The 19,960-nt window shown below is 68.6% G+C and carries 22 protein-coding genes; 19 read left to right on the top strand and 3 right to left on the bottom strand.

Features of this window, described 5'->3' with window-relative positions; genetic code table 11:
* The first annotated feature begins 12 nt into the window (after window positions 1-12).
* From iolD to AB0F43_RS08280, 7 genes are all read left to right on the top strand, one after another.
* The gene (gene iolD / locus AB0F43_RS08310; RefSeq protein WP_360472408.1) at window positions 13-1,926 is read left to right on the top strand and encodes a 3D-(3,5/4)-trihydroxycyclohexane-1,2-dione acylhydrolase (decyclizing); all 1,914 of its coding nucleotides are present in this window, start codon (window positions 13-15) and stop codon (window positions 1,924-1,926) included.
* 1 nt (window position 1,927) lies between these two features.
* Window positions 1,928-2,824, top strand: coding sequence for a TIM barrel protein (locus AB0F43_RS08305; protein WP_360472405.1), 897 nt, complete (start codon window positions 1,928-1,930; stop codon window positions 2,822-2,824).
* A gap of 81 nt (window positions 2,825-2,905) precedes the next feature.
* Window positions 2,906-3,901 (top strand): sugar ABC transporter substrate-binding protein, encoded by a 996-nt coding sequence (locus AB0F43_RS08300; protein WP_360472402.1) that lies wholly within the window; start codon window positions 2,906-2,908, stop codon window positions 3,899-3,901.
* 9 nt (window positions 3,902-3,910) lie between these two features.
* The gene (locus tag AB0F43_RS08295) at window positions 3,911-4,957 is read left to right on the top strand and encodes an ABC transporter permease (protein ID WP_360472399.1); all 1,047 of its coding nucleotides are present in this window, start codon (window positions 3,911-3,913) and stop codon (window positions 4,955-4,957) included.
* Complete coding sequence (locus tag AB0F43_RS08290) at window positions 4,954-5,868, top strand: ATP-binding cassette domain-containing protein (RefSeq protein WP_360472396.1); 915 nt, start codon at window positions 4,954-4,956, stop codon at window positions 5,866-5,868. Before AB0F43_RS08295 ends, AB0F43_RS08290 begins: the two co-directional genes overlap by 4 nt.
* A complete protein-coding gene (locus AB0F43_RS08285) occupies window positions 5,865-6,875 on the top strand; it encodes a Gfo/Idh/MocA family oxidoreductase (protein ID WP_360472392.1) in 1,011 nt (336 codons plus the stop codon). Before AB0F43_RS08290 ends, AB0F43_RS08285 begins: the two co-directional genes overlap by 4 nt.
* A gap of 37 nt (window positions 6,876-6,912) precedes the next feature.
* On the top strand, window positions 6,913-8,415 hold the full coding sequence (locus tag AB0F43_RS08280; protein ID WP_360472389.1) for a CoA-acylating methylmalonate-semialdehyde dehydrogenase: 1,503 nt from the start codon (window positions 6,913-6,915) through the stop codon (window positions 8,413-8,415).
* A gap of 260 nt (window positions 8,416-8,675) precedes the next feature.
* Here AB0F43_RS08280 and AB0F43_RS08275 read toward each other — a convergent pair whose 3' ends face one another.
* Window positions 8,676-9,557 carry a LysR family transcriptional regulator gene (locus AB0F43_RS08275; RefSeq protein WP_360472386.1) on the bottom strand — a complete coding sequence of 294 codons (882 nt, stop codon included), beginning with the start codon at window positions 9,555-9,557 and terminating at the stop codon, window positions 8,676-8,678.
* Between the two features lie 76 nt (window positions 9,558-9,633).
* Here AB0F43_RS08275 and AB0F43_RS08270 point away from each other — a divergent pair, with 76 nt between their 5' ends.
* The gene (locus tag AB0F43_RS08270) at window positions 9,634-10,374 is read left to right on the top strand and encodes a hypothetical protein (protein WP_360472383.1); all 741 of its coding nucleotides are present in this window, start codon (window positions 9,634-9,636) and stop codon (window positions 10,372-10,374) included.
* Here the strand turns inward: AB0F43_RS08270 and AB0F43_RS08265 are convergent.
* Window positions 10,329-11,330 (bottom strand): Gfo/Idh/MocA family oxidoreductase, encoded by a 1,002-nt coding sequence (locus AB0F43_RS08265; protein WP_360472379.1) that lies wholly within the window; start codon window positions 11,328-11,330, stop codon window positions 10,329-10,331. The genes AB0F43_RS08270 and AB0F43_RS08265 overlap by 46 nt on opposite strands.
* Between AB0F43_RS08265 and AB0F43_RS08260 the strand changes: the two genes are divergently transcribed.
* From AB0F43_RS08260 to AB0F43_RS08220, 9 genes are all read left to right on the top strand, one after another.
* Window positions 11,329-11,532 (top strand): hypothetical protein, encoded by a 204-nt coding sequence (locus AB0F43_RS08260; protein WP_360472376.1) that lies wholly within the window; start codon window positions 11,329-11,331, stop codon window positions 11,530-11,532. The genes AB0F43_RS08265 and AB0F43_RS08260 overlap by 2 nt on opposite strands.
* A 180-nt stretch (window positions 11,533-11,712) precedes the next feature.
* Window positions 11,713-12,456: a GntR family transcriptional regulator gene (locus AB0F43_RS08255; RefSeq protein WP_360472373.1), complete on the top strand. Its 744-nt coding sequence runs from the start codon at window positions 11,713-11,715 to the stop codon at window positions 12,454-12,456.
* Between the two features lie 176 nt (window positions 12,457-12,632).
* Window positions 12,633-13,910, top strand: a complete 1,278-nt coding sequence (locus AB0F43_RS08250) for an ATPase, T2SS/T4P/T4SS family (protein ID WP_360472370.1) — start codon at window positions 12,633-12,635, stop codon at window positions 13,908-13,910.
* Entirely contained in the window at window positions 13,910-14,770 is an 861-nt protein-coding gene (locus tag AB0F43_RS08245; protein ID WP_360472367.1) for a type II secretion system F family protein, read from the top strand. Before AB0F43_RS08250 ends, AB0F43_RS08245 begins: the two co-directional genes overlap by 1 nt.
* Entirely contained in the window at window positions 14,767-15,705 is a 939-nt protein-coding gene (locus AB0F43_RS08240) for a type II secretion system F family protein (RefSeq protein WP_360472364.1), read from the top strand. The genes AB0F43_RS08245 and AB0F43_RS08240 overlap by 4 nt, the downstream gene beginning before the upstream one ends.
* Before the next feature lie 14 nt (window positions 15,706-15,719).
* Window positions 15,720-15,917, top strand: coding sequence for a hypothetical protein (locus AB0F43_RS08235; protein WP_360472361.1), 198 nt, complete (start codon window positions 15,720-15,722; stop codon window positions 15,915-15,917).
* The gene (locus AB0F43_RS08230) at window positions 15,914-16,309 is read left to right on the top strand and encodes a TadE/TadG family type IV pilus assembly protein (protein WP_360472358.1); all 396 of its coding nucleotides are present in this window, start codon (window positions 15,914-15,916) and stop codon (window positions 16,307-16,309) included. The genes AB0F43_RS08235 and AB0F43_RS08230 overlap by 4 nt, the downstream gene beginning before the upstream one ends.
* Window positions 16,306-16,767 carry a hypothetical protein gene (locus AB0F43_RS08225; protein ID WP_360472355.1) on the top strand — a complete coding sequence of 154 codons (462 nt, stop codon included), beginning with the start codon at window positions 16,306-16,308 and terminating at the stop codon, window positions 16,765-16,767. The genes AB0F43_RS08230 and AB0F43_RS08225 overlap by 4 nt, the downstream gene beginning before the upstream one ends.
* Entirely contained in the window at window positions 16,764-17,201 is a 438-nt protein-coding gene (locus AB0F43_RS08220; RefSeq protein ID WP_360472352.1) for a Tad domain-containing protein, read from the top strand. The genes AB0F43_RS08225 and AB0F43_RS08220 overlap by 4 nt, the downstream gene beginning before the upstream one ends.
* A gap of 70 nt (window positions 17,202-17,271) precedes the next feature.
* Here AB0F43_RS08220 and AB0F43_RS08215 read toward each other — a convergent pair whose 3' ends face one another.
* Window positions 17,272-18,084: an NAD(P)H-binding protein gene (locus AB0F43_RS08215; protein WP_360472349.1), complete on the bottom strand. Its 813-nt coding sequence runs from the start codon at window positions 18,082-18,084 to the stop codon at window positions 17,272-17,274.
* 71 nt (window positions 18,085-18,155) lie between these two features.
* Between AB0F43_RS08215 and AB0F43_RS08210 the strand changes: the two genes are divergently transcribed.
* The gene (locus tag AB0F43_RS08210; RefSeq protein WP_360472346.1) at window positions 18,156-18,767 is read left to right on the top strand and encodes a helix-turn-helix domain-containing protein; all 612 of its coding nucleotides are present in this window, start codon (window positions 18,156-18,158) and stop codon (window positions 18,765-18,767) included.
* An 18-nt stretch (window positions 18,768-18,785) separates the two neighbouring features.
* Complete coding sequence (gene prfB / locus AB0F43_RS08205; protein ID WP_360472343.1) at window positions 18,786-19,907, top strand: peptide chain release factor 2; 1,122 nt, start codon at window positions 18,786-18,788, stop codon at window positions 19,905-19,907.
* The last annotated feature ends 53 nt before the right edge of the window (window positions 19,908-19,960 follow it).

Below are 19,960 nucleotides of genomic sequence, written 5' to 3'. Positions count from 1 at the left end.
CGGAGGACAGCGATGACGGTACGTCTCACGGTCGCGCAGGCGTTGGTGCGATTCCTGAGCGTCCAGTACTCGGAGCGCGACGGACAGCGGCAGCGGCTGTTCGCCGGGTGCCTGGGAATCTTCGGCCACGGCAATGTGGCCGGTGTCGGCCAGGCCCTGCTCCAGGCCGAGCTCCAGGACCCGGAGGCGCTGCCGTACGTCCTGGCCCGCAACGAGCAGGCCATGGTGCACACCGCATCCGCCTTCGCCCGCACCCGTGACCGGCTCCAGACCTACGCTTGCACGGCAAGCATCGGCCCGGGGTCGACCAACATGGTGACCGGCGCGGCCCTGGCGACCATCAACCGGCTGCCTGTTCTGATCCTCCCTTCGGATGTGTTCGCGACTCGGGTGGCGACACCCGTGCTGCAGGAGCTGGAGAGCTCCGGCGCCGGCGACGTCTCCGTGAACGACGCGTTCCGGCCCGTGTCCAAGTACTTCGACCGCATCTGGCGCCCCGAGCAGCTGCCCTCGGCCCTGCTCAACGCCATGCGCGTACTGACCGACCCGGTCGAGACCGGGGCGGTGACGCTGGCCCTGCCGCAGGACGTCCAGGCTGAGGCCCACGACTGGCCCGAGGAGCTCTTCACCGAGCGCACCTGGTACGTCGCAAGGCCGTTGCTGGAAGCATCAATTGTCGACAAGGCGGTAGATCTCCTACGGTCCGCGCAGCGGCCGCTGATCGTCGCGGGTGGCGGCGTGCACTACTCCGGCGCCGAGGACGCGCTCCGCGAGTTCGCCGAGGCGACCGGCATACCCGTGGCGGAATCCCAAGCAGGCAAGGGATCGCTGCGCTACGACCACCCGCAGTCGGTCGGCGCGGTCGGCTCGACCGGGACCACGGCAGCCAACACCCTGGCCCGCGACGCCGACCTGGTGATCGGGATCGGCACCCGGTACAGCGACTTCACGACGGCCTCCCGGACCGCCTTCCAGAACCCGGACGTGCGGTTCGTCAACATCAACGTGGCGCGTTTCGACGGTGGCAAACATGCCGGCCTTCCTCTCGTCGCGGATGCCAGGGAAGCCCTTGTTTCGTTGCGATCCGCGGTTGGTGACTGGTCTGTGAGCGACCAGTACAGATCCTCGACCGCCATGCTCGCAACCCAGTGGGACGCGATTGTGGAAAACACCTACAACCCGCCCGCCGAGGTGACCGCGAACCTGGCCGAAGGCCTGCTGACACAAGGCGAAGTGCTCGGTGCCGTGAACGAATTGTCGGCGCCGTCTGATGTGGTGGTCTGCGCAGCCGGTTCGATGCCGGGTGAGCTGCACAAACTGTGGCGCACGCGCGACCCGAAGGGATACCACGTCGAATATGGCTACTCCTGCATGGGCTACGAGATCGCCGGCGGTATCGGCGTCCGCCTCGGCGCGCCCGATCGCGACGTGTTCGTCCTGGTCGGTGACGGGTCGTACCTGATGATGTCCACCGAGCTCGTCACCGCGGTCCAGGAGAACGTGAAGATCATCGTCGTCCTGGTCCAGAACCACGGCTTCGCCTCGATCGGCGCGCTGTCGGAGTCGCTGGGCTCCCAACGCTTCGGTACGGCGTACCGACGCCGCGGCAGTGACGGACGCCTCGACGGCGACTACCTGCCGGTCGATCTGGCCGCGAACATCCGCAGCCTCGGCGTCGACGTGATCGAGGTGCACGACCGCGCCGAGCTGGAGAAGGCGATCGGTACGGCGAAGGCCGCGGACGGACCCATCGCGATCCACGTCCAGACGGATCCGCTGATCGGTGCACCCGACAGCGAGTCGTGGTGGGACGTCCCGGTCAGCCAGGTGTCCGAGCTCGACTCGACCCAGGCCGCGGCGGCGTCGTACGAGGAGTCCAAGAAGGGCCAGCGTCCGCTCCTGGCGCCGGCCGAGGGAGATCGTTGACATGGCCGAGGTGAAGATCGGCAGCGCGCCGGACTCGTGGGGTGTGTGGTTCGCGGACGATCCGCAGCAGACACCGTGGGAGAGGTTCCTCGACGAGGTCGCCGCGGCCGGTTACACCCGGATCGAGCTCGGGCCGTACGGCTACCTGCCGACCGATCCGTCCCGGCTGAAGGAGGAGCTGGACAAGCGCGGCCTGTCCATGACGGCAGGCACGACGTTCGAACAGCTGCATCGGCCGGATGCCTGGGCGTCGACCTGGCGGGACGTGTCGAAGGTGGCCGAGCTGACCGCGGCAATGGGCGCGAGGCACCTTGTCGTGATGCCGTCGATGTGGCGCGATTCGGTCACCGGCCAGCCCACCGAGGCCCGGCTCGACCACGAGGGGCAGGCTCGGCACGGCCGGCAGGTGACCGAGCTCGGACGGCGGATCGCCGAGGAGTACGGGCTGAAGACGCAGTACCACCCGCACGCGGACGGCCACGTCGACACCCAGGACACCGTCGAGCGCTTCCTGGCGGAGACCGACGGCGAGTACGTGAACCTCTGCCTCGACACGGGGCACATCAGTTACTGCGGCGGTGACAACCTCGAACTGATCCGGAAGTATCCGGACCGGATCGGGTACGTCCACCTCAAGCAGGTCGACCCCGAGATCCTGGCCGCCGTCGAGTCCGACGGTGCAGGGTTCGACGAGGCTGTCAAGCGCGGCGTGATGTGTGAGCCACCCAACGGCGTACCTGACCTGCCGCCGGTGCTCGAGGCGCTGACAGCGCTCGACGTGGACCTGTTCGCGATCGTCGAGCAGGATCTGTATCCCTGCCCGCCCGACGTACCGCTGCCGATCGCGGAGCGGACGTTGGCCTATCTGAGATCCCACGGGGGTGGCGTATCGATCTGACGGCCAGCAGAGTGTGCACTCTCTGGTCCCTCGCAACACCGCGGGGCGACCCGCGGATCGTCTGAAAGGCTGGTTGTAGTCATGGTTCGGTGGCAGAAGAAGGCGGCGGCTGCGGGGGCGGCACTCGCCGTGGTGGTGGCGCTCGCCGCGTGCAGTTCGTCCGGCGGCAAGCAGGAGGAGCAGAACGCCGGTTCCGGTTCCGGGAACGTCGCGGACACCCCGCGGATGAAGGTCGCCCTGATCACCCATTCGGGGCCCGGCGACACCTTCTGGGACATCGTCCGGCGCGGCGCGGAGGTGGCCGCGAAGAAGGACAACATCGAGCTGCAGTACTCCTCCGATCCGGACGGAGCCGCTCAGGCGAACCTGGTGCAGACGGCGATCGACTCCAAGGTCGACGGCATCGCGGTCACCCTGAACAAGCCGGACGCGGTGATCCCGAACGTGAAGAAGGCGATCGCGGCGGGTATTCCGGTGACTATCCTGAACGGCGGTCTCGACGTCTGGAAGACCACCGGCGCGCTCGGGTACTTCGGTCAGGACGAGCGGATCGCGGGCCAGGCGACCGGTGACAAGCTGAAGCAGCTCGGCGCGAAGAAGGTCATCTGCGTCATCCACGAACAGGGCAACGTCAGCCTCGAGGCGCGCTGCCAGGGCATCAAGGACAAGTTCGGCGCGGTGGAGAACGTGAATGTCAACGGCACCGACCAGCCGGGCACCCAGGCGACGCTCACGTCCAAGCTGCAGCAGGACAAGACCGCCGACTACGTCGTCGCGCTGAACGCCGGTATCGCCCTGACCGCGGTTCAGGCGGCCAAGGACGCGGGATCCGCGGCCAAGATCGGCAGCTTCGACATGAGCAAGGAGATGGCCAAGGCGGTCAAGGACGGCACCGTCCAGTTCGCGGTCGACCAGCAGCCGTACCTCCAAGGCTACCTCGCGATCGACGCGATCTGGCTCTACAAGACCAACGGCGACACGATCGGCGGCGGTGAGGCGACGCTGACCGGGCCGGCCTTCATCGACAAGTCGAACATCGAGGCGGTCGAGAAGTTCGCCGCCGCCGGAACGCGCTGAGGTAGCGCCATGGCGTCGACCATCACGTCACCCGTGGCCGCCGACGATCGCGTCTCCGCGCGATCCATCGGTGCCCGCCTGCTGAGCCGTCCCGAGATCGGATCGCTCGTCGGAGCGGCCGTGATCCTGGTGTTCTTCCTCGTCACCGCGGCGCCGTTCCGGGACATCAACAACACGGGCACGATCCTGTACCAGGCCGCGCTGATCGGCGTGATGGCGGTGCCGGTGTCGCTGCTCATGATCGGCGGCGAGTTCGACCTGTCGGCGGGGGTCGCGGTGACGACCTCAGGTCTGACCGCCGGCCTGTTCGCCTACCAGCTCAGCGTCAACGTCTGGGTCGGCGTGGTGGTCGCGCTCGCGCTCTCGCTGCTGGTCGGTCTCTTCAACGGCTGGCTGCTGATGCGCACAGGTCTGCCGAGCTTCCTGGTGACGCTGGGCACCTTCTTCATCCTGCAGGGCCTGAACATCGCGGTGACCCGGTTGACCTCCGGCGCGGTCGCCTCGAACTCGATCAGCGACATGGACGGGTTCAGCTCTGCCAAGGCGTTGTTCGCGTCGGAGTTCAAACTGGGCGGGATCACCGTCAAGATCATCATCGTCTGGTGGATCCTGTTCGTCGCGATCGCCGCCTGGGTGCTGCTGCGGACGAAGGTCGGGAACTGGATCTTCGCCGTCGGGGGTGACGCCGCTGCGGCCCGGGCGGTCGGCGTACCGGTGAAGAAGGTCAAGATCGGCCTGTTCATGACCGTGGGCTTCTTCGCCTGGTTCACCGGCATGCAGCTGCTGTTCGTGCAGAACGGCGTGGTGCAGTCCGGTGAGGGTGTCGGCAAGGAGTTCCTCTACATCATCGCGGCGGTCGTCGGTGGCTGCCTGCTCACCGGCGGCTACGGCTCGGTCGTCGGCGGGGCGATCGGCGCGCTGATCTTCGGCATGGTCCAGCTCGGCGTCGTGTACGCCGGCTGGAACCCGGACTGGTTCAAGGCGTTCCTCGGCGCGATGTTGCTACTGGCAACGATCGTCAACCTGGTCGTGAAGAACAAGGCGGAAGCACGATGACCACCACGAAGAGCTTCGCCGACGAGGCGAGCACCAGCCCGACCACGCCGATCGTGCACCTGGAGGACGTCGGCAAGAGCTACGGCAACATCCACGCGCTGCGGGGTGTGTCGCTGTCGGTGCGGCAGGGTGAGATCACCTGCGTGCTGGGCGACAACGGCGCGGGGAAGTCCACGCTGATCAAGATCATCGCCGGCCTGCACGACTACACGTCCGGCACCATGTCGGTGAACGGCCAGGAGCGGCACTTCTCCTCGCCGCGCGAGTCGCTGGACAGCGGTATCGCCACCGTCTACCAGGATCTCGCCCTGGCGCCACTGATGTCGGTCTGGCGCAACTTCTTCCTCGGCAACGAGATCACCAGAGGCCCATTCGGGCTGCTGGACTCGGCGAAGATGAAGCGGATCGCCGAGGAGGAACTGACCAAGATGGGGATCTCGATCCCCAACCTGGAGCAGCCTGTCGGCAAGCTGTCGGGCGGTCAACGGCAGTGCGTCGCGATCGCGCGGGCGATTCACTTCGGCGCGAAAGTGCTGATCCTGGACGAGCCCACGGCGGCCCTGGGCGTGAACCAGTCCGGCGTGGTGCTCAAGTACATCGTCAAGGCGCGGGATGCGGGGATCGGCGTCATCTTCATCACCCACAACCCGCACCACGCCTACCTGGTCGGCAACCACTTCGTCGTCCTGAAGCTCGGCCGGGTCGCGCTGGACGTCCACCGGGCCGACATCACGCTGGAGCAACTGACCACCGAGATGGCCGGCGGTTCGGAGCTCGAGGCGCTCAGCCACGAGCTTCGGGGTATCGACGTAGGTGTCGTCGTCGACCCCGCTCAGGCGGCGGATGCCGCCGTACGGGACGGCAAGGCCGGGCCGGCCGAGGACAATGAGCAGGTGAAGGAGGACGGATGACCGATCTGCGGATCGGGATCGTCGGCGTCGGGATGATGGGCGCCGACCATGCCGAGCGAGTCGCCCGCCGCACCGCCGGGGCGCGCCTGGTCGCGGTGTGCGATCCGGACGCCGAGCGGGCGAAGGCCCTGGCGGACGCCCTCGGCGGCGTGCGGCCGATCGGCGATCCGCTGGAGCTGATCGGCGATGTCGAGGTGGACGCGGTCATCCTCGCGTCACCGGGATTCGCGCATGCGGAGCAGCTGTTCGCCTGCCTCGAGCACGGGAAGCCGGTGCTGTGCGAGAAGCCGTTGACCATGGACGCGGCGTCCTCGCTCCGAGTGGTCGAGGCCGAGCACAAAGTCGGCCGGTCGCTCATCCAGGTCGGTTTCATGCGCCGGTTCGACCCGGAGTACGCCGCTCTGAAGCAGCTGCTGGACTCCGGGGAACTGGGCCGGACCCTGCTGCTGCACAACGTCCACCGGAACAAGTCGGTCCCGGCGACGTTCCGTAGCGAGATGATCGTGCGGGACTCGCTGGTGCACGAGGTCGACGTCGCCCGCTGGCTGTTCGACGCCGAGATCACCCGGATCACCGTGCACGCGCCGAAGCCGACCAGCCTGGGCGGCGAAGGGGTGCTGGACCCGCAACTGGCCGTGTTCGAGCTGGCGAACGGGGCGATCGCGGATGTCGAGGTGTTCGTCAACTTCCAGGTGGGGTACGAGGTGCGGTGTGAGGCCGTCGCCGAGCGCGGCAGCGCTACCATCGGGCTCGGCTCGGGCGTCTTTACCCGGGCGGGCAGTCAGTGGGGTGGCGCGATGCCGGCCGACTACCGCGTCCGCTTCGAGGCCGCGTACGACATCGAGGTGCAGCGCTGGGTCGACGCCACCCGACGTGGGGAGATCGACGGTCCGAGTGCCTGGGACGGCTACGCGGCAGCCGCCGTCTGCGAGGCCGGCATCGCGTCCCTCGGCTCCGGCCGCCCGGTCGACGTCGACCTCGCCGACCGCCGGAAGGTCCTCGGATGAACCCTGACCACCTGCCAACCAATGCAGCGAGGAAATCGTGAGTACTGACATCAAGCGAATCACTCATCTGATCGGCGGGGCCCCGTGGACCGGGGTCTCGGAGCGCACCAGCAAGGTCTACAACCCGGCGACGGGTGAGGTCACCGGTGAGCTGGACCTGGCCTCGGCGGCGACGGTCGACGAGGTGGTCAAGGTCGCCCACGACGCGTCCAAGGTCTGGGGCCGGACCTCGCTGACCAGGCGGGCCCAGGTGCTGTTCGCGTTCCGTGAGCTGCTGAACGCGAACAAGGAGAAGATCGCCGCGCTGATCACCGCCGAGCACGGCAAGGTGCTGTCGGACGCGCTCGGCGAGGTGACCCGCGGTCAGGAGGTGGTCGAGTTCGCCTGCGGCATCCCGCACCTGCTGAAGGGTGGCTTCAGCGAGAACGTGTCGACGAACGTCGACGTGTACTCGATCCGCCAGCCGCTCGGCGCGGTCGCGGTGATCTCGCCGTTCAACTTCCCGGCCATGGTGCCGCTCTGGTTCGTCCCGATCGCGGTTGCCTGTGGCAACAGTGTGGTGATCAAGCCGTCCGAGAAGGACCCGTCCGCGGTCAACGCGGTCGCCGCGCTGTGGAAGGAGGCCGGCCTGCCCGACGGCGTGATGAACGTCGTCCACGGCGACAAGGAGGCGGTCGACCGGCTGCTCGAGCACCCGGACATCAAGGCGGTCTCGTTCGTCGGGTCGACCCCGATCGCCCGGTACGTCTACCAGCACGGCACCGCGAACGGCAAGCGGGTGCAGGCGCTCGGCGGCGCGAAGAACCACATGGTCGTGCTGCCCGACGCCGACCTCGACCTGGCCGCCGACGCCGCGGTCAACGCCGGCTTCGGCTCGGCGGGTGAGCGGTGTATGGCGATCTCGGCGCTGATCGCGGTCGAGCCGGTCGCCGACGACCTGATCGGCAAGATCAAGGAGCGGATGGGCGGGTTGCGCACGGGTGACGGCACCCGCGGCTGCGACATGGGCCCGCTCGTGACCGGCGAGCACCGCGACAAGGTCGTCGGGTACGTCGAGGCCGGCGTGAAGGCGGGTGCGGAGCTGGCGGTCGACGGCCGCGAGGGCCCGTTCGACGGCGCTGACGACGGCTTCTGGCTCGGTCCGACGCTGTTCGACAAGGTCACGCCGGACATGTCGATCTACACCGACGAGATCTTCGGCCCGGTGCTGTCGGTCGTCCGCGTCCCGACGTACGACGCCGCCCTCGAGCTGGTGAACTCGAACCCGTACGGCAACGGCACCGCGATCTTCACCAACGACGGTGGCGCGGCCCGCCGGTACCAGACCGAGGTCGAGGTCGGCATGGTCGGCGTCAACGTCCCGATCCCGGTGCCGATGGCGTACTACTCCTTCGGCGGCTGGAAGAACTCGCTCTTCGGTGACACCCACGCCCACGGCACCGAAGGCGTGCACTTCTTCACCCGGGGCAAAGTCGTCACCTCCCGCTGGCTGGACCCCTCCCACGGCGGCCTCAACCTGGGCTTTCCCACCCACGACTAGCACGGGTCATCGGAACCGCTTGGGTGTAGCGTCGAAGACAACCCCCGGGGCATGAGGAGTACCGCGGCGTACGAAGGCCGTTGGCCTGTCCGCAGTCATTGAGCTGGTCAGCGAGCCAGCCATCAGCCCAGGAGTACGTCATGGCCAAGAACAAGGGCGGACGTGAGGTCCGCAAGCCCAAGCAACCCAAGAAGCCGAAGGCCGTCCCCAGCGACAGCGCCATCATTCCGCCCACCAAACAGGCGCGGAAGTAGCCGGGCTCAGTCCTCGCCGAGCAACTCGGCGAGGGCTGTGGCGGTGGTCGAGTCGAGGTGGCCGTGCAGGAGTTCGACCCGGTGCACGAGCCGGGGTGCGTTGACGGGGATCTTCCGTACGCCGGCCGGCGTCGGCACCGAGCTGGGGAGGACGGCCAGGCCATGGCCTGCGGCGACCAGTTCCAGGAGGGTGAGGAGGTCGGCGCCGGTGTAGACGAGGGCTGGGCGCAGGCTGTCGGTTTCGACCGCGGCGCGCAGATCGTCCAGTGGCGCGCTCACGGCGGGTGCGTCGATCCATCGTGCGTCGACCAGAGCCGGCAGGCCGAGACGCTTGCGGCCAGCGAGCGGGTGATCGTCCGGTAGTACGACGGCGAGTTGCTCCTGGGCGACCCCCGAGGTGCGGACCGTGCCGACGTCCGGCAGCCTCAGGGGATCGCTCGGCGCGGCGATGCCGTCGATCAGGCCGAGGTGGTAGGTGCCGGACGCAACACCCCGAACCACCTCGTCGCGGCGCGCCACCTCGAAGGTGACGGCAAGTCCGGCCCGCTCCTGCCTGAGCCGGGTCAGTGCCCGCGCGACCCGAGCCGCACCGGCCAGGGGAGTCGAGGCGAACACGATCGAACCGGCTGGCTCGCCGAGCACCCGTCGTACGTCGGCCTGGGCGGCCTCGATGCGCAACAGGATCGCCCCGGCGTGTTCGAGCAGCCGGTCACCGGCCGGGGTCGGGGCCACCGGGCGGCGGGTCAGGAGCGCGGTGCCGAGGGAGTTCTCGAGTGCGGCGATGTGCTGCGAGACCGCCGACTGGGTATAGCCGAGCTCGGCTGCCGCGGCCGAGAAGGAGCCAGTCGTCGCCACCGCGATGAATGTGCGGAGCAGATGCGGATCCACGCCGATCAGTATCGCTTATCGTCAATGCAGAGATCATCGTTGGTGTTGATCGAGCTTTCCGGCGCAGGATGAGGACATGACGCACGCATACTCTGCCCGGATCGCCCTGGTCGGCGATCGCTCGCCGCACGTCCGTTCACACCACCAGGTGCCGCGGGTGCTCGACCGCTTGCGCGAGCGGGAAGGGCTCGACCTGGACGTGTACTGGGTCCGCACCGACGAGGTGGACGCGATGGAGGCCTTCGACGGGATCTGGGTCCTGCCCGGGAGCCCGTACCGAAGCGAGGCAGGCGCGCTCAGTGCGATCCGCACGGCGCGAGAGCGGGGGATCCCGTTCCTCGGGACGTGTGGCGGTTTCCAGCACGCGATGCTCGAGTATGCGCGCAACGTCTGCGGTGCCACCGGCGTACAGCACGCCGAGAACGCTCCCGACGCCGACGACCTGCTGATCGTGCCGCTGGCCTGCTCACTCGACGGTCACGAGGCCACGGTCGAGGTGCGGCCCGGCACGCTGGCCGGCCGGCTGCTCGGCGCGGAGCGGTCCACCGAGCGCTATCACTGCTCGTACGGGCTCGATCCCGCGCGGCAGAGTTTGCTCGAGGACCACGGTCTGGTGTTCAGCGCGTACGACGCCGACGGCGCGCCACGGGTCGCCGAGCTACCCGAGCACCCGTTCTTCCTGGTGACGCTGTTCCAGCCGGAGTTGTCCGGGGACGGCACGCGGCCACACCCGTTCATCCAGGCGTTCGCGCACGCCGCCGCTGGGCGAGCTCAGATGGTGGAGACCGGGCGCGGAGTCATCCCGGCCTCGACGTAGCACGCGTCGATCAGCTCCATCGTCGCCAGCGCGTCCTCGGCGTCGGTGAGCACCGGCGCACCGTTGCGGATCGCTCCGGCGAAGGCCTCCAGCTGATACGTGTACGACGTACGCGTGCCGAGGTGCTCGACCCAGGTGTCCTCCTTGGTCGTCACGATCACCCGGTCGTCGTTGTGCGGCAGCACGAAGAACGGCGCGAACGCCTCGCCGCGCGTGCCGACCACCTTGAGGCTGAAATCGACGTTCTCAGCGGCCATGCTGGTCCGGATCGCACCGGTGGCACCGCTCGGGAACTCGAGGTCGGCGTTCAGCCACTCGTCCACCCCGGGCAGCCGCTTGCGCTCGCCGGCCCGTGCGCTGATCAGCTTCGGCACACCACCGGCGTACGGCGCCAGCATCCGCTGTGCGTGGATCGCGTAGCAGCCGACGTCCATCACGGCGCCACCGGCCAGCGGCAACGACCATCGCGGGTCGGTGTCCGGCGGCGGTGGCATCACCATGGTCGCCTCGACGTGCTGCAGGTCGCCGAGCTCACCCTTGGCGAGCAACTCTTGCAGCCGGCGCATCACCGGGTGGTACGCGTAGTGGAATCCCTCCATGAAGACCACGCCCCGCTCGAGGGCAGCGTCGCGGACCTGGATCGCTTCCACCGCGTTGCTGGCCGAGGGCTTCTCGGTCAGCACATGCTTGCCAGCGGCAATCGCCCGCAGATTCCACGGACCGTGCAGCCCGTTGGCGAGCGGGTTGTAGATCGCCTCGATCTCGGGGTCGTCCAGCACGTCCTGGTACGACGCGTGCACCCGTTCGACCTGGTGTTCCGCCGCGAAGGCCTCGGCCCGTTCGGTGTCCCGGGCCGCCACCGCGACCAGCCGGGCGCCGGTCAGCCGGGCCGGCTCGACGATCGCGTTGCCGGCGATCCGGGCGGCCCCGAGAATCCCGATGCGCAGCGGTTCCATGCCTTCTCCTTCGATGGGCGGTCGTACGGCGGCGTACCGCAGGTCGTCCGAGGGGCGCGTTCCGGGCAGCGTAGTCCTCGGCGTGACCGGCGAACGCGCCATCCTGCCTGACGATGAGCTGCCGGCGACACCACCTGCCCGTGATCCGGACCTCGTTCACCGAAGGTTCACCGATCTGCTACCGGTCGGTGCGTCCGGGTGAAACGCATTCCTGCGGCCGGATTCACCTGATCAGGACCGGCTGCTGGAAATCGCGGAACAGACCGCCGCGCGAACTCAGGAAAAACGAGCGGCGTTTCCCGGGAGCCTTCACAAAGGCAGAGATCTGATCAAATCACTGCGGCGGGTCGACGGATCAAGGCGGAGGCTTCAGGATGTGCGCATGAGTACCGTGCAGGTCCGGGTTGATCGGAACAGCCGTACGCCGTTGCACGTGCAGTTGGCGCAGCAACTGGAGGCGGCGATTCAGGGCGGGGAACTGCCGGTCGGGTCGCGGCTGAGCAATGAGGTGGACCTGGCGGAGGCGTACGGGTTGAGCCGGCCGACGGTGCGGCAGGCGATCGCGCGACTGGTCGACCAGGGACTGCTCGTGCGCAAGCGCGGCGTCGGCACGCAGGTGGTGGGGAACTCGGGCCAGGTACGGCGCTCACTCGAACTGACCAGCCTGTACGACGACCTGGCCGCGGCGCATCGCAAGCCGCAGACCGACGTACTGCGGTTCGGAATCACTCCAGCGAGCGCGGAGGTCGCTACTGCCCTGCAGATCGAGCAGGGGGACCGAGTCCTCAGGCTGGAGCGGCTGCGGCGTGCGGACGGCGAGCCGCTCGCGCTGATGCGCAACTGGCTGCCCCCGGAACTCCTGGAGACAGACCCGACCACCCTGGCCGAGCGTGGGCTGTACTCACTGCTGCGTGCGGAGGGCGTGCGGTTGAAGGTCGCACACCAGACCATCTCCGCACTGCCCGCCACACCCGAGCAGGCTCAGCTGCTCTCCGAGGAGCCAGGTGTCCCGCTGCTGGCGACCACCCGGATCACGTACGACGACCACGGGCAGCCGGTCGAGTACGGCTCTCACCTGTTCCGCGCGAGCCGCTACGCGTTCGAGCACACGCTCGTCCACCGCTGACCCCCGAGCTCGTTCATCCGCTGGTGAGGGCGCGAGTACCCTCAGTGATCCTTTGGCATGTCACGGTTATCCACAGCTGCGGGCGAGGCGGGTGGCGCGGCCGGCTCCGCGGTTGGAAGGATGGTCGCGCATGGTGACCGAGTGGTCGCCAGACGGGACAGACACGGGGGAGACCGATGACAGCCGACAGACTTGCCGCGCGTCGGCCGGCCTGGGACGGTGCCGTCGAAGTGATCGACGCCCAGGTTCGCGACGTCGTCCGCCGCGAGGGGATCGATCCGCTCCGTGACCCGGCCGCGGTCAACGCGATCGTCGCCACCGTCGTCCGGGAGTACGACGAACGCAGCCTGACCGGCGTGGTGCCACCGATCGGCGATCTCGAGGCGGTCAGCCGGGAGGTGCACGACAGGGTCGCCGGCTTCGGGCCGCTGCAGCGCTACCTCGACGATCCGGCGGTCGAGGAGATCTGGATCAACGAGCCGAGCCGCGTGTTCATCGCTCGCGACGGCCGGCACGAGCTGACCACGACCGTGCTGACCGAGGAGGAGGTCAGCGACCTGGTCGAGCGGATGCTGAAGTCGACCGGCCGGCGGATCGACGTGTCACAGCCGTTCACGGACGCCCGGCTCCCGGACGGGAGCCGGGTGCACATCGTGCTGGGCGGGATCACCCAACGCCATGCGGCGATCAACATCCGGAAGTTCACCGTGCGCGCGACCAGGTTGGCCGACCTTGTCGCGCTGGGATCGCTGACCCCGCACGCGGCTGCCGTCCTCGACGCCGCGGTCGCGGTCGGCCTGAACATCCTGGTTTCCGGCGGGACGCAGGCCGGCAAGACCACGATGCTGAACGCCTTGGCCGGCTCGATCCCCGGCAGCGAGCGCGTGATCAGTTGTGAGGAGGTCTTCGAGATCAAGCTGCCGATCCCCGACTGGGTGTCGATGCAGACGCGGCAAGCCGGCTTGGAGGGCACCGGCGAGATCCGGCTGCGCGACCTGGTCAAGGAGTCGCTGCGGATGCGGCCGTCCCGGGTGATCGTCGGCGAGGTGCGCGGCGAAGAGTGCCTGGACCTCCTGCTGGCGTTGAACAGTGGGCTTCCCGGCATGTGCACGATCCATGCGAACTCGGCCCGCGAGGCGCTGACGAAGATGTGCACGTTGCCGTTGCTGGCGGGGGAGAACATCGGCTCCCGCTTCGTGCTGCCGACGGTGGCCGGGTGCGTGGATCTCGTCGTACATCTGGGCATCGGGGCCGATGGGCAGCGGCGGGTGCGGGAGATCGTGGCGGTCAGCGGGCGGATCGAGGAGCAGGCGATCGAGACCGAGACCGTGTTCGGCACGTACGACGGGCAACTGCGACGGGCCGAGGGGCATTTGCCGCATCCGGAGCGGTTCCAGCACGCCGGGTACAACGTGGCCGGTCTGCTCACCGAGTTGCCGCGAGGGGTGGGCTGATGGGACTCCTCCTGGGGTTGTTCTTCGGGATCGGCATGTTGTTGATCATCTGGACGTTCGTGGCACCTGTTGACGAGTCGTCGGCCGGTGAGGGACGGCTGCTGTCGCGCAGCCGTGAGTTGCTGGCCAGCGCTGGAGTCGAAGGTGTGACGCCGGGTGCATTCGTCGGTGCGTGTGTGATCACGGGGGTGGTCGGGTTCGCGCTGATGTTCGTGGTGTCGGGGGCTTGGCCGGTCGGTGCGGTGTTCGGGCTGATGGCCGGTGGGTTGCCGGTCGCGCTGTTGCGCAGCCGGGCGCGGCGGAGGCTCGCGGAGTTCCGGGAGTTGTGGCCGGACGTGGTGGACAACATCGCGTCGGCGGTTCGCGCCGGGTTGTCGTTGTCCGAGGCATTGGCGCAGGTAGGTGAGCGGGGGCCGTTGCCGTTGCGTGAACCGTTCCGGCGGTTCGGGGCGGACTACGCGTCGACCGGGCGGTTCGCGGAATCGCTCGACCGGTTGAAGGCCCGGCTCGCGGATCCCGTCGGCGACCGGGTGGTCGAGGCGTTGCGCATCGCCCGCGAGGTCGGCGGTGGGGACCTCGGCCGGTTGCTGCGTTCCCTGTCGACGTTCCTCCGCGACGACGCCCGGACCAGGTCCGAGCTCGAGTCCCGTCAATCCTGGTCCGTCAACGGCGCCCGGGTAGCCGTCGCCGCCCCCTGGCTCGTCCTCGCCTTGCTCTCGTTCCAGGACGACGTCATCCAGCGTTACAACTCCCCGATGGGCGCCCTCGTCATCGCCGCCGGCGCCCTCACCTGCCTCATCGCCTACCGCCTCATGCTCCGGATAGCCCGCCTCCCCGAACCCGAAAGGGTCCTGCGATGAGTCCGGTGGTGGTGGGGGCTGTGCTGGGTGGGGTGTTCGGGGCGGGGCTGCTGGTGGTGGGGCGGCGGTTGCCGTTCTGGCGGAAGCCGTCGGTGGATGAGCGGGTGGCGCCGTACCTGCGGGATCTCGAGGGCGGGGAGGTGTTCCTCGGGGTGGTCGACTCGGGCTCGCCGTTCGCCGCGATCTTGCGGCTGTTCGGGCCGACGTTGCGGTCCGGTGCGACCCGGCTGGAGCGGCTGCTCGGCGGGGCCGGGTCGATCCGCCGGCGGCTGGCGCGGGCCGGCGTCGAGCGCACGGTCGAGGAGTTCCGGATCGAGCAGTTGCTGTGGGGTACGGCGGCCTTCGGGTTCGGGCTGGTCGTCTCGGTCGTCGCGTTGTCGTTCGGCGCCGGGAACCCGATCGGCATGCTGCTGTTCTGCGGCCTGCTCGGCGTCCTCGGAGTGCTTGCCCGAGACACCTATCTGACCACCCAGGTACGACGTCGCGAGCGGCGGCTGCTCGCCGAGCTGCCGACCGTGGCGGAGTTGCTGGCGTTGTCGGTGGCGGCCGGTGAGGGTCCGGCGGCGGCGCTCGACCGGGTGGCGCGGTCCTGCCGGGGTGAGCTCGCCGAGGAACTGAAGCGGGTGCTGGGTGAGACCCGCGCGGGTGAGACGCTCGTCCGCGCGCTCGACGGGCTGGCGGACCGGACCGGCCTGCTGGCGCTGTCGCGGTTCGCGGACGGGCTCGCGGTCGCCCTCGAACGCGGTACCCCGCTGGCCGACGTACTGCGGGCTCAAGCGGGTGACATTCGTGAGGCCGGGCGGCGCGAGTTGATCGAGTCCGGCGCGCGCCGGGAAGTCGCCATGATGATCCCGGTGGTGTTTCTCGTGTTGCCGGTGACCATTGCCTTCGCCTTCTATCCGGGCGCTGTCGGAATCCGGCTGATCGCCGGATGAACTGAGGAGAGTTCATGCCGTTACTGCTGACGAAACTGTTCGTGGCGCTGGTCCTGACGCCACGCCCGGCCCGTAAGGAACGCGGCGACGTCCCCGGCTGGGTCCTCATCACCGTGATGACCGCCGGCCTCGTCGTACTCATCTGGGGCATCGCCGGTCCGCAACTGTCCAAGATGCTCCAAGACGCGCTGAGCTCAGTCTCCAACAAGTGACCCACCGGCGTAGCGGCCGCGGGGAGCACGGGTCGGCGGTGGTGGAGTTCGTGCTGGTCTCGATGCTCGTGGTGCCGTTGTTCCTGGGAATCCTGCAGCTCGGGCTGTACCTGTACGTGCGGAACACCGTGGCGGCCGCGGCCTCGGAAGGAGCGCACTACGCCGCGGTGCTCAACCGGGAACCCGCGGACGGCGAAGCACGCACCCGGGAGCTGGTGGACGGCGTGGTGAACGACCAGTTGATCGACTCGGTGATGGCTGAGGAGACCGACGTCGCCGGGCAGCCGGGCGTGCGGGTCGTTGTCACGGCGCACATGCCTCCGCTGGGTCTGTGGGGTCCTGGTGTCGAGTTCAGGGTCGAAGGCCATGCGGTGAAGGAGACCGGCGAATGAGGTTCGTCACCCGCCGGTCGCGGGGTGAGCGGGGGAGCGCGGTGGTGGAGTTCTCCTGGCTGGCGTTGTTGTTGATGGTGCCGTTGGTCTACGTGATGTTGGGCGTGTTCGACGTACAGCGGGCGTCGTACGGCGCGACCGCGGCGACTCGTGCGGCCGGGCGGGCGTTCATCATCGTGCCGGACGGACTGTCGGAGGATGAGGCGCGGACGCGGGCGTTCGAGGCGGCGCGGCTGGCGATGAAGGACCAAGGCCTGGAGCTCAACCCCGGCCAACTGACCATCAGTTGCACTCCCGTCTGCCTGGAGCCGGGATCCACCGTCACCGTCACCCTCGACACCGACGTACCGCTGCCGCTCATCCCCGACGCACTCGGCGGCGAGCCCCCGGCCATCCATGTCAGCGCCGCCCACACCGAGCCGTACGGCGACTACCGCGAAGCCAAGGGCACCCGATGAACGCACCGCGGAGGCGTGCCGGCGAGCAAGGGCAGCTGACCGTGCTGATCATCGGGTTCATGGCGATCGTGTTGTTGATGATCGTCGTGGTGACGGACATCTCGAAGGTGTTCCTGGTGCGGCGGGATCTGGACGCGACCGCGGATGGCGCGGTGCTTGCCGCGGCGAACGGGCTGGCCGCGATCTACGCGCAGCCCGCGGCCGACGGGAACGCCGAGATCGATCCGGAGCAGGCCCGCCGGCTGACCGCCGAGTATCTCGACCAGGTTGCCGCTAGCAACAGATTCGACGGGCTGGACTGGTCGGCGGACGTCACCGGTACGACGGTGACCGTACGGCTGACGTCGTCCGTCGACCTCCCCTTCGAGCCGCCCGGCTGGCAAGGCTCCGCCGACATCGCCTCCGAAGCCGCCGCCATCGTCCCGATCCGCTGAGCCCGGCGGCCCTCCGATTGGTGTCTGGTCGGTCGGGCACCCTGCTGTATGGCGGAATCCGCGCGACGGGTCAGGCGAAGACGGTGGGATTGTCTTTCAGCCAGGTGGTGAAGGTGCGAGGGGTGTGGGCGGTCAGCAACTCGACGGCGGGTTCGATGGGTTGCGGCTGGCCTACGCGGGAGGACCAGTAGGACATGAGGTGCTCCAGCTGGGCAGGGTTGCGCATGGTGGGAGCCAGTTCGGTGCGGGCCTCGGCGGGGGTTAGGTCGACCGGGGTGATGGGGACCCCGGTGACTTCGGTGATGAGTTGGATCTGACGGGTGCGGGTCATCGACTCGGGGCCGGTGAGGGCGTAGGCGCGGCCGTCGTGGCCGTTGCCGGGCCCGTCGAGGAGGACGCGGACGGCGACGTCGGCGATGTCCTGTTCGTGGATCGGCGCTTCTTCGGCGTCGAGGTAGGGCAGCCGGACCTCACCGGTAGCGCGGATCTGGTGTGCCCAGAAGGCCACGTTGCTCATGAAAGCGCCCGGCTGCAGGAAGGTCGTGGCGTACGCACCGGTGCCGATGATGCGTTCGGCTTCGCGGTGCGGGTCGCCGGGATCGTCGCCCTGCGCCGCCATCGACGAGAGCAGCACGACCTGCTTGACGCCGGCTGCCTCGGCCGCCGCGACGAAGGCCGGCGCTGATGCCGGGTCGGCGTACAGGAAGACCTGGCTGATGTCGCGCAGGACCGGGCCGGGGTCGCTCGGGTCGTAGGTGACCGCGTCCGGTACGTCGGCAGCGGCAACCCGGGTGGCGACGCGCACCGGGTGGCCGGCGGTGGTGAGGGCGGCGACGACGGCGCGGGCGATCTTGCCGCGAGCGCCGGTGACGAGAACTGGCACTGGACTAAACTCCAAAGATGTAGTGACTACAAGATTGGATGAAGTAAAGCATCTGGTCTATGCTCTGTCGAATGGAAGGCCGGCGGGAGCGGAAGAAGCAGCAGACGCGGCAGGCGATCTCGGACGTGGCGACCGCGCTGTTCCTGGAGCGCGGATTCGACGCGGTGACGGTCGCGGAGGTCGCGCGGGCGGCGGATGTCGCCGTACAGACGGTGTTCAACCACTTTCCGGCCAAGGAGGACCTGTTCTTCGACCAGGACGGTTGGTGGCGGGGTCCGGCGCGGGCGGTCCGGGAAGCGGACGCCGGGACGCATCCGCTGGACGTGCTCGAGGCGTACTGCCTGGCCGAGCTCCGCACGCGGCAGCAGGCCGGGCACCTGGCCACCTGGCAGCAGTTCGTCCGGACGATCGAGGACAGCCCGGCGTTGCTGGCGCGTCGGCGGCAGAATGCGGCCGAGATGGAGGCGCTGCTGACCGAGGCGCTCGAGGAGCGGGGGCATGCCCGACTGAGGAGCCGGATGATCGCCGCGCAGTTCGCGGCCGCCCAGAAGGTGCTGGAGGAAGAACTGATGCGGCTCCTGCACGGCGCAGCGGCGGAGATCCGGCCGGCCGAGTGGGAGCAGGCGGTCGCGGAGGTGTTCGGCCTGCTACGTCACGGCCTTTTAACGGCAGACCGTGTCTAGCGGGTAGTCTGTTTGGTTGTGGCTGGACTGGATTTTGACGCGGAGCTCAAGCAGCTCGACGCGACGTTGACCTCGATCGAGAAGGTGCTCGATCTCGACGCCCTGCGCAAAGAGATCGCCGACCTCGGCGAGAAGGTCGCCGCGCCCGACCTGTGGGACGACCAGGCGAACGCGCAGAAGGTCACGTCGCGGCTGTCCAGCCTGCAGGCCGACGTGGAGCGGGTCACTGCCTTGCGCGGCCGCCTCGACGATCTCGCCGTCATGATCGAGCTCGGCCGGGAGGAGAACGACGCGGACAGCATCGCGGAGTCGGAGAAGGAGATCGGCTCGCTCGCCAAGGCGATCCAGTCCCTCGAGGTCCGCACCCTGCTGTCCGGTGAGTACGACGAGCGCGAGGCCCTGGTCACGATCCGGTCCGGCGCGGGCGGTGTCGACGCCGCGGACTTCGCCGAGATGCTGCAGCGGATGTACCTGCGCTGGGCCGAGCGGCACGGTTACGGCACCGAGGTGTACGACACGTCGTACGCCGAGGAGGCCGGGCTCAAGTCGACCACGTTCGCGGTCAAGGCGCCGTACGCCTATGGCACGCTGAGTGTGGAGTCGGGGACGCACCGGCTGGTCCGGATCTCGCCGTTCGACAACCAGGGCCGCCGGCAGACCTCGTTCGCCGCGGTCGAGGTGGTCCCGGTGCTCGAGCAGACCGACGAGATCGACGTGCCCGAGGAGGAGTTGCGGATCGACGTGTACCGGTCGTCCGGGCCGGGTGGCCAGAGCGTCAACACGACCGACTCCGCGGTCCGGATCACGCACATCCCGACCGGCACCGTGGTCTCCTGCCAGAACGAGAAGTCCCAGCTGCAGAACAAGGCCAGCGCGATGGTCATCCTGAAGGCGAAGCTGCTCGCGCTGAAGAAGGCCGAGGAGCGGGCCCAGCTGGACGCGCTGCGCGGTGACGTGCAGGGGTCGTGGGGTGACCAGATGCGGTCCTACGTGCTGCACCCGTACCAGATGGTGAAGGACCTGCGCACGCAGTACGAGTCCGGTAACACGTCCGGTGTGTTCGACGGTGAGATCGATGACTTCATCGAGGCCGGCATCCGCTGGCGCCGCACCGGCCAGACAGTCGCAGAGCAGAACTGACGGTTGCTGAGCAGATCTGATCTTCGCGCGGACTGCGGCAGCTGCTTCGGCCT

It is taken from the genome of Kribbella sp. NPDC023972 (assembly GCF_040639075.1).
Classification (GTDB): Bacteria; Actinomycetota; Actinomycetes; order Propionibacteriales; family Kribbellaceae; genus Kribbella.
Note: the sequence above shows the minus strand (reverse complement) of the source record. Positions and strands in the feature narration are given on the sequence as shown.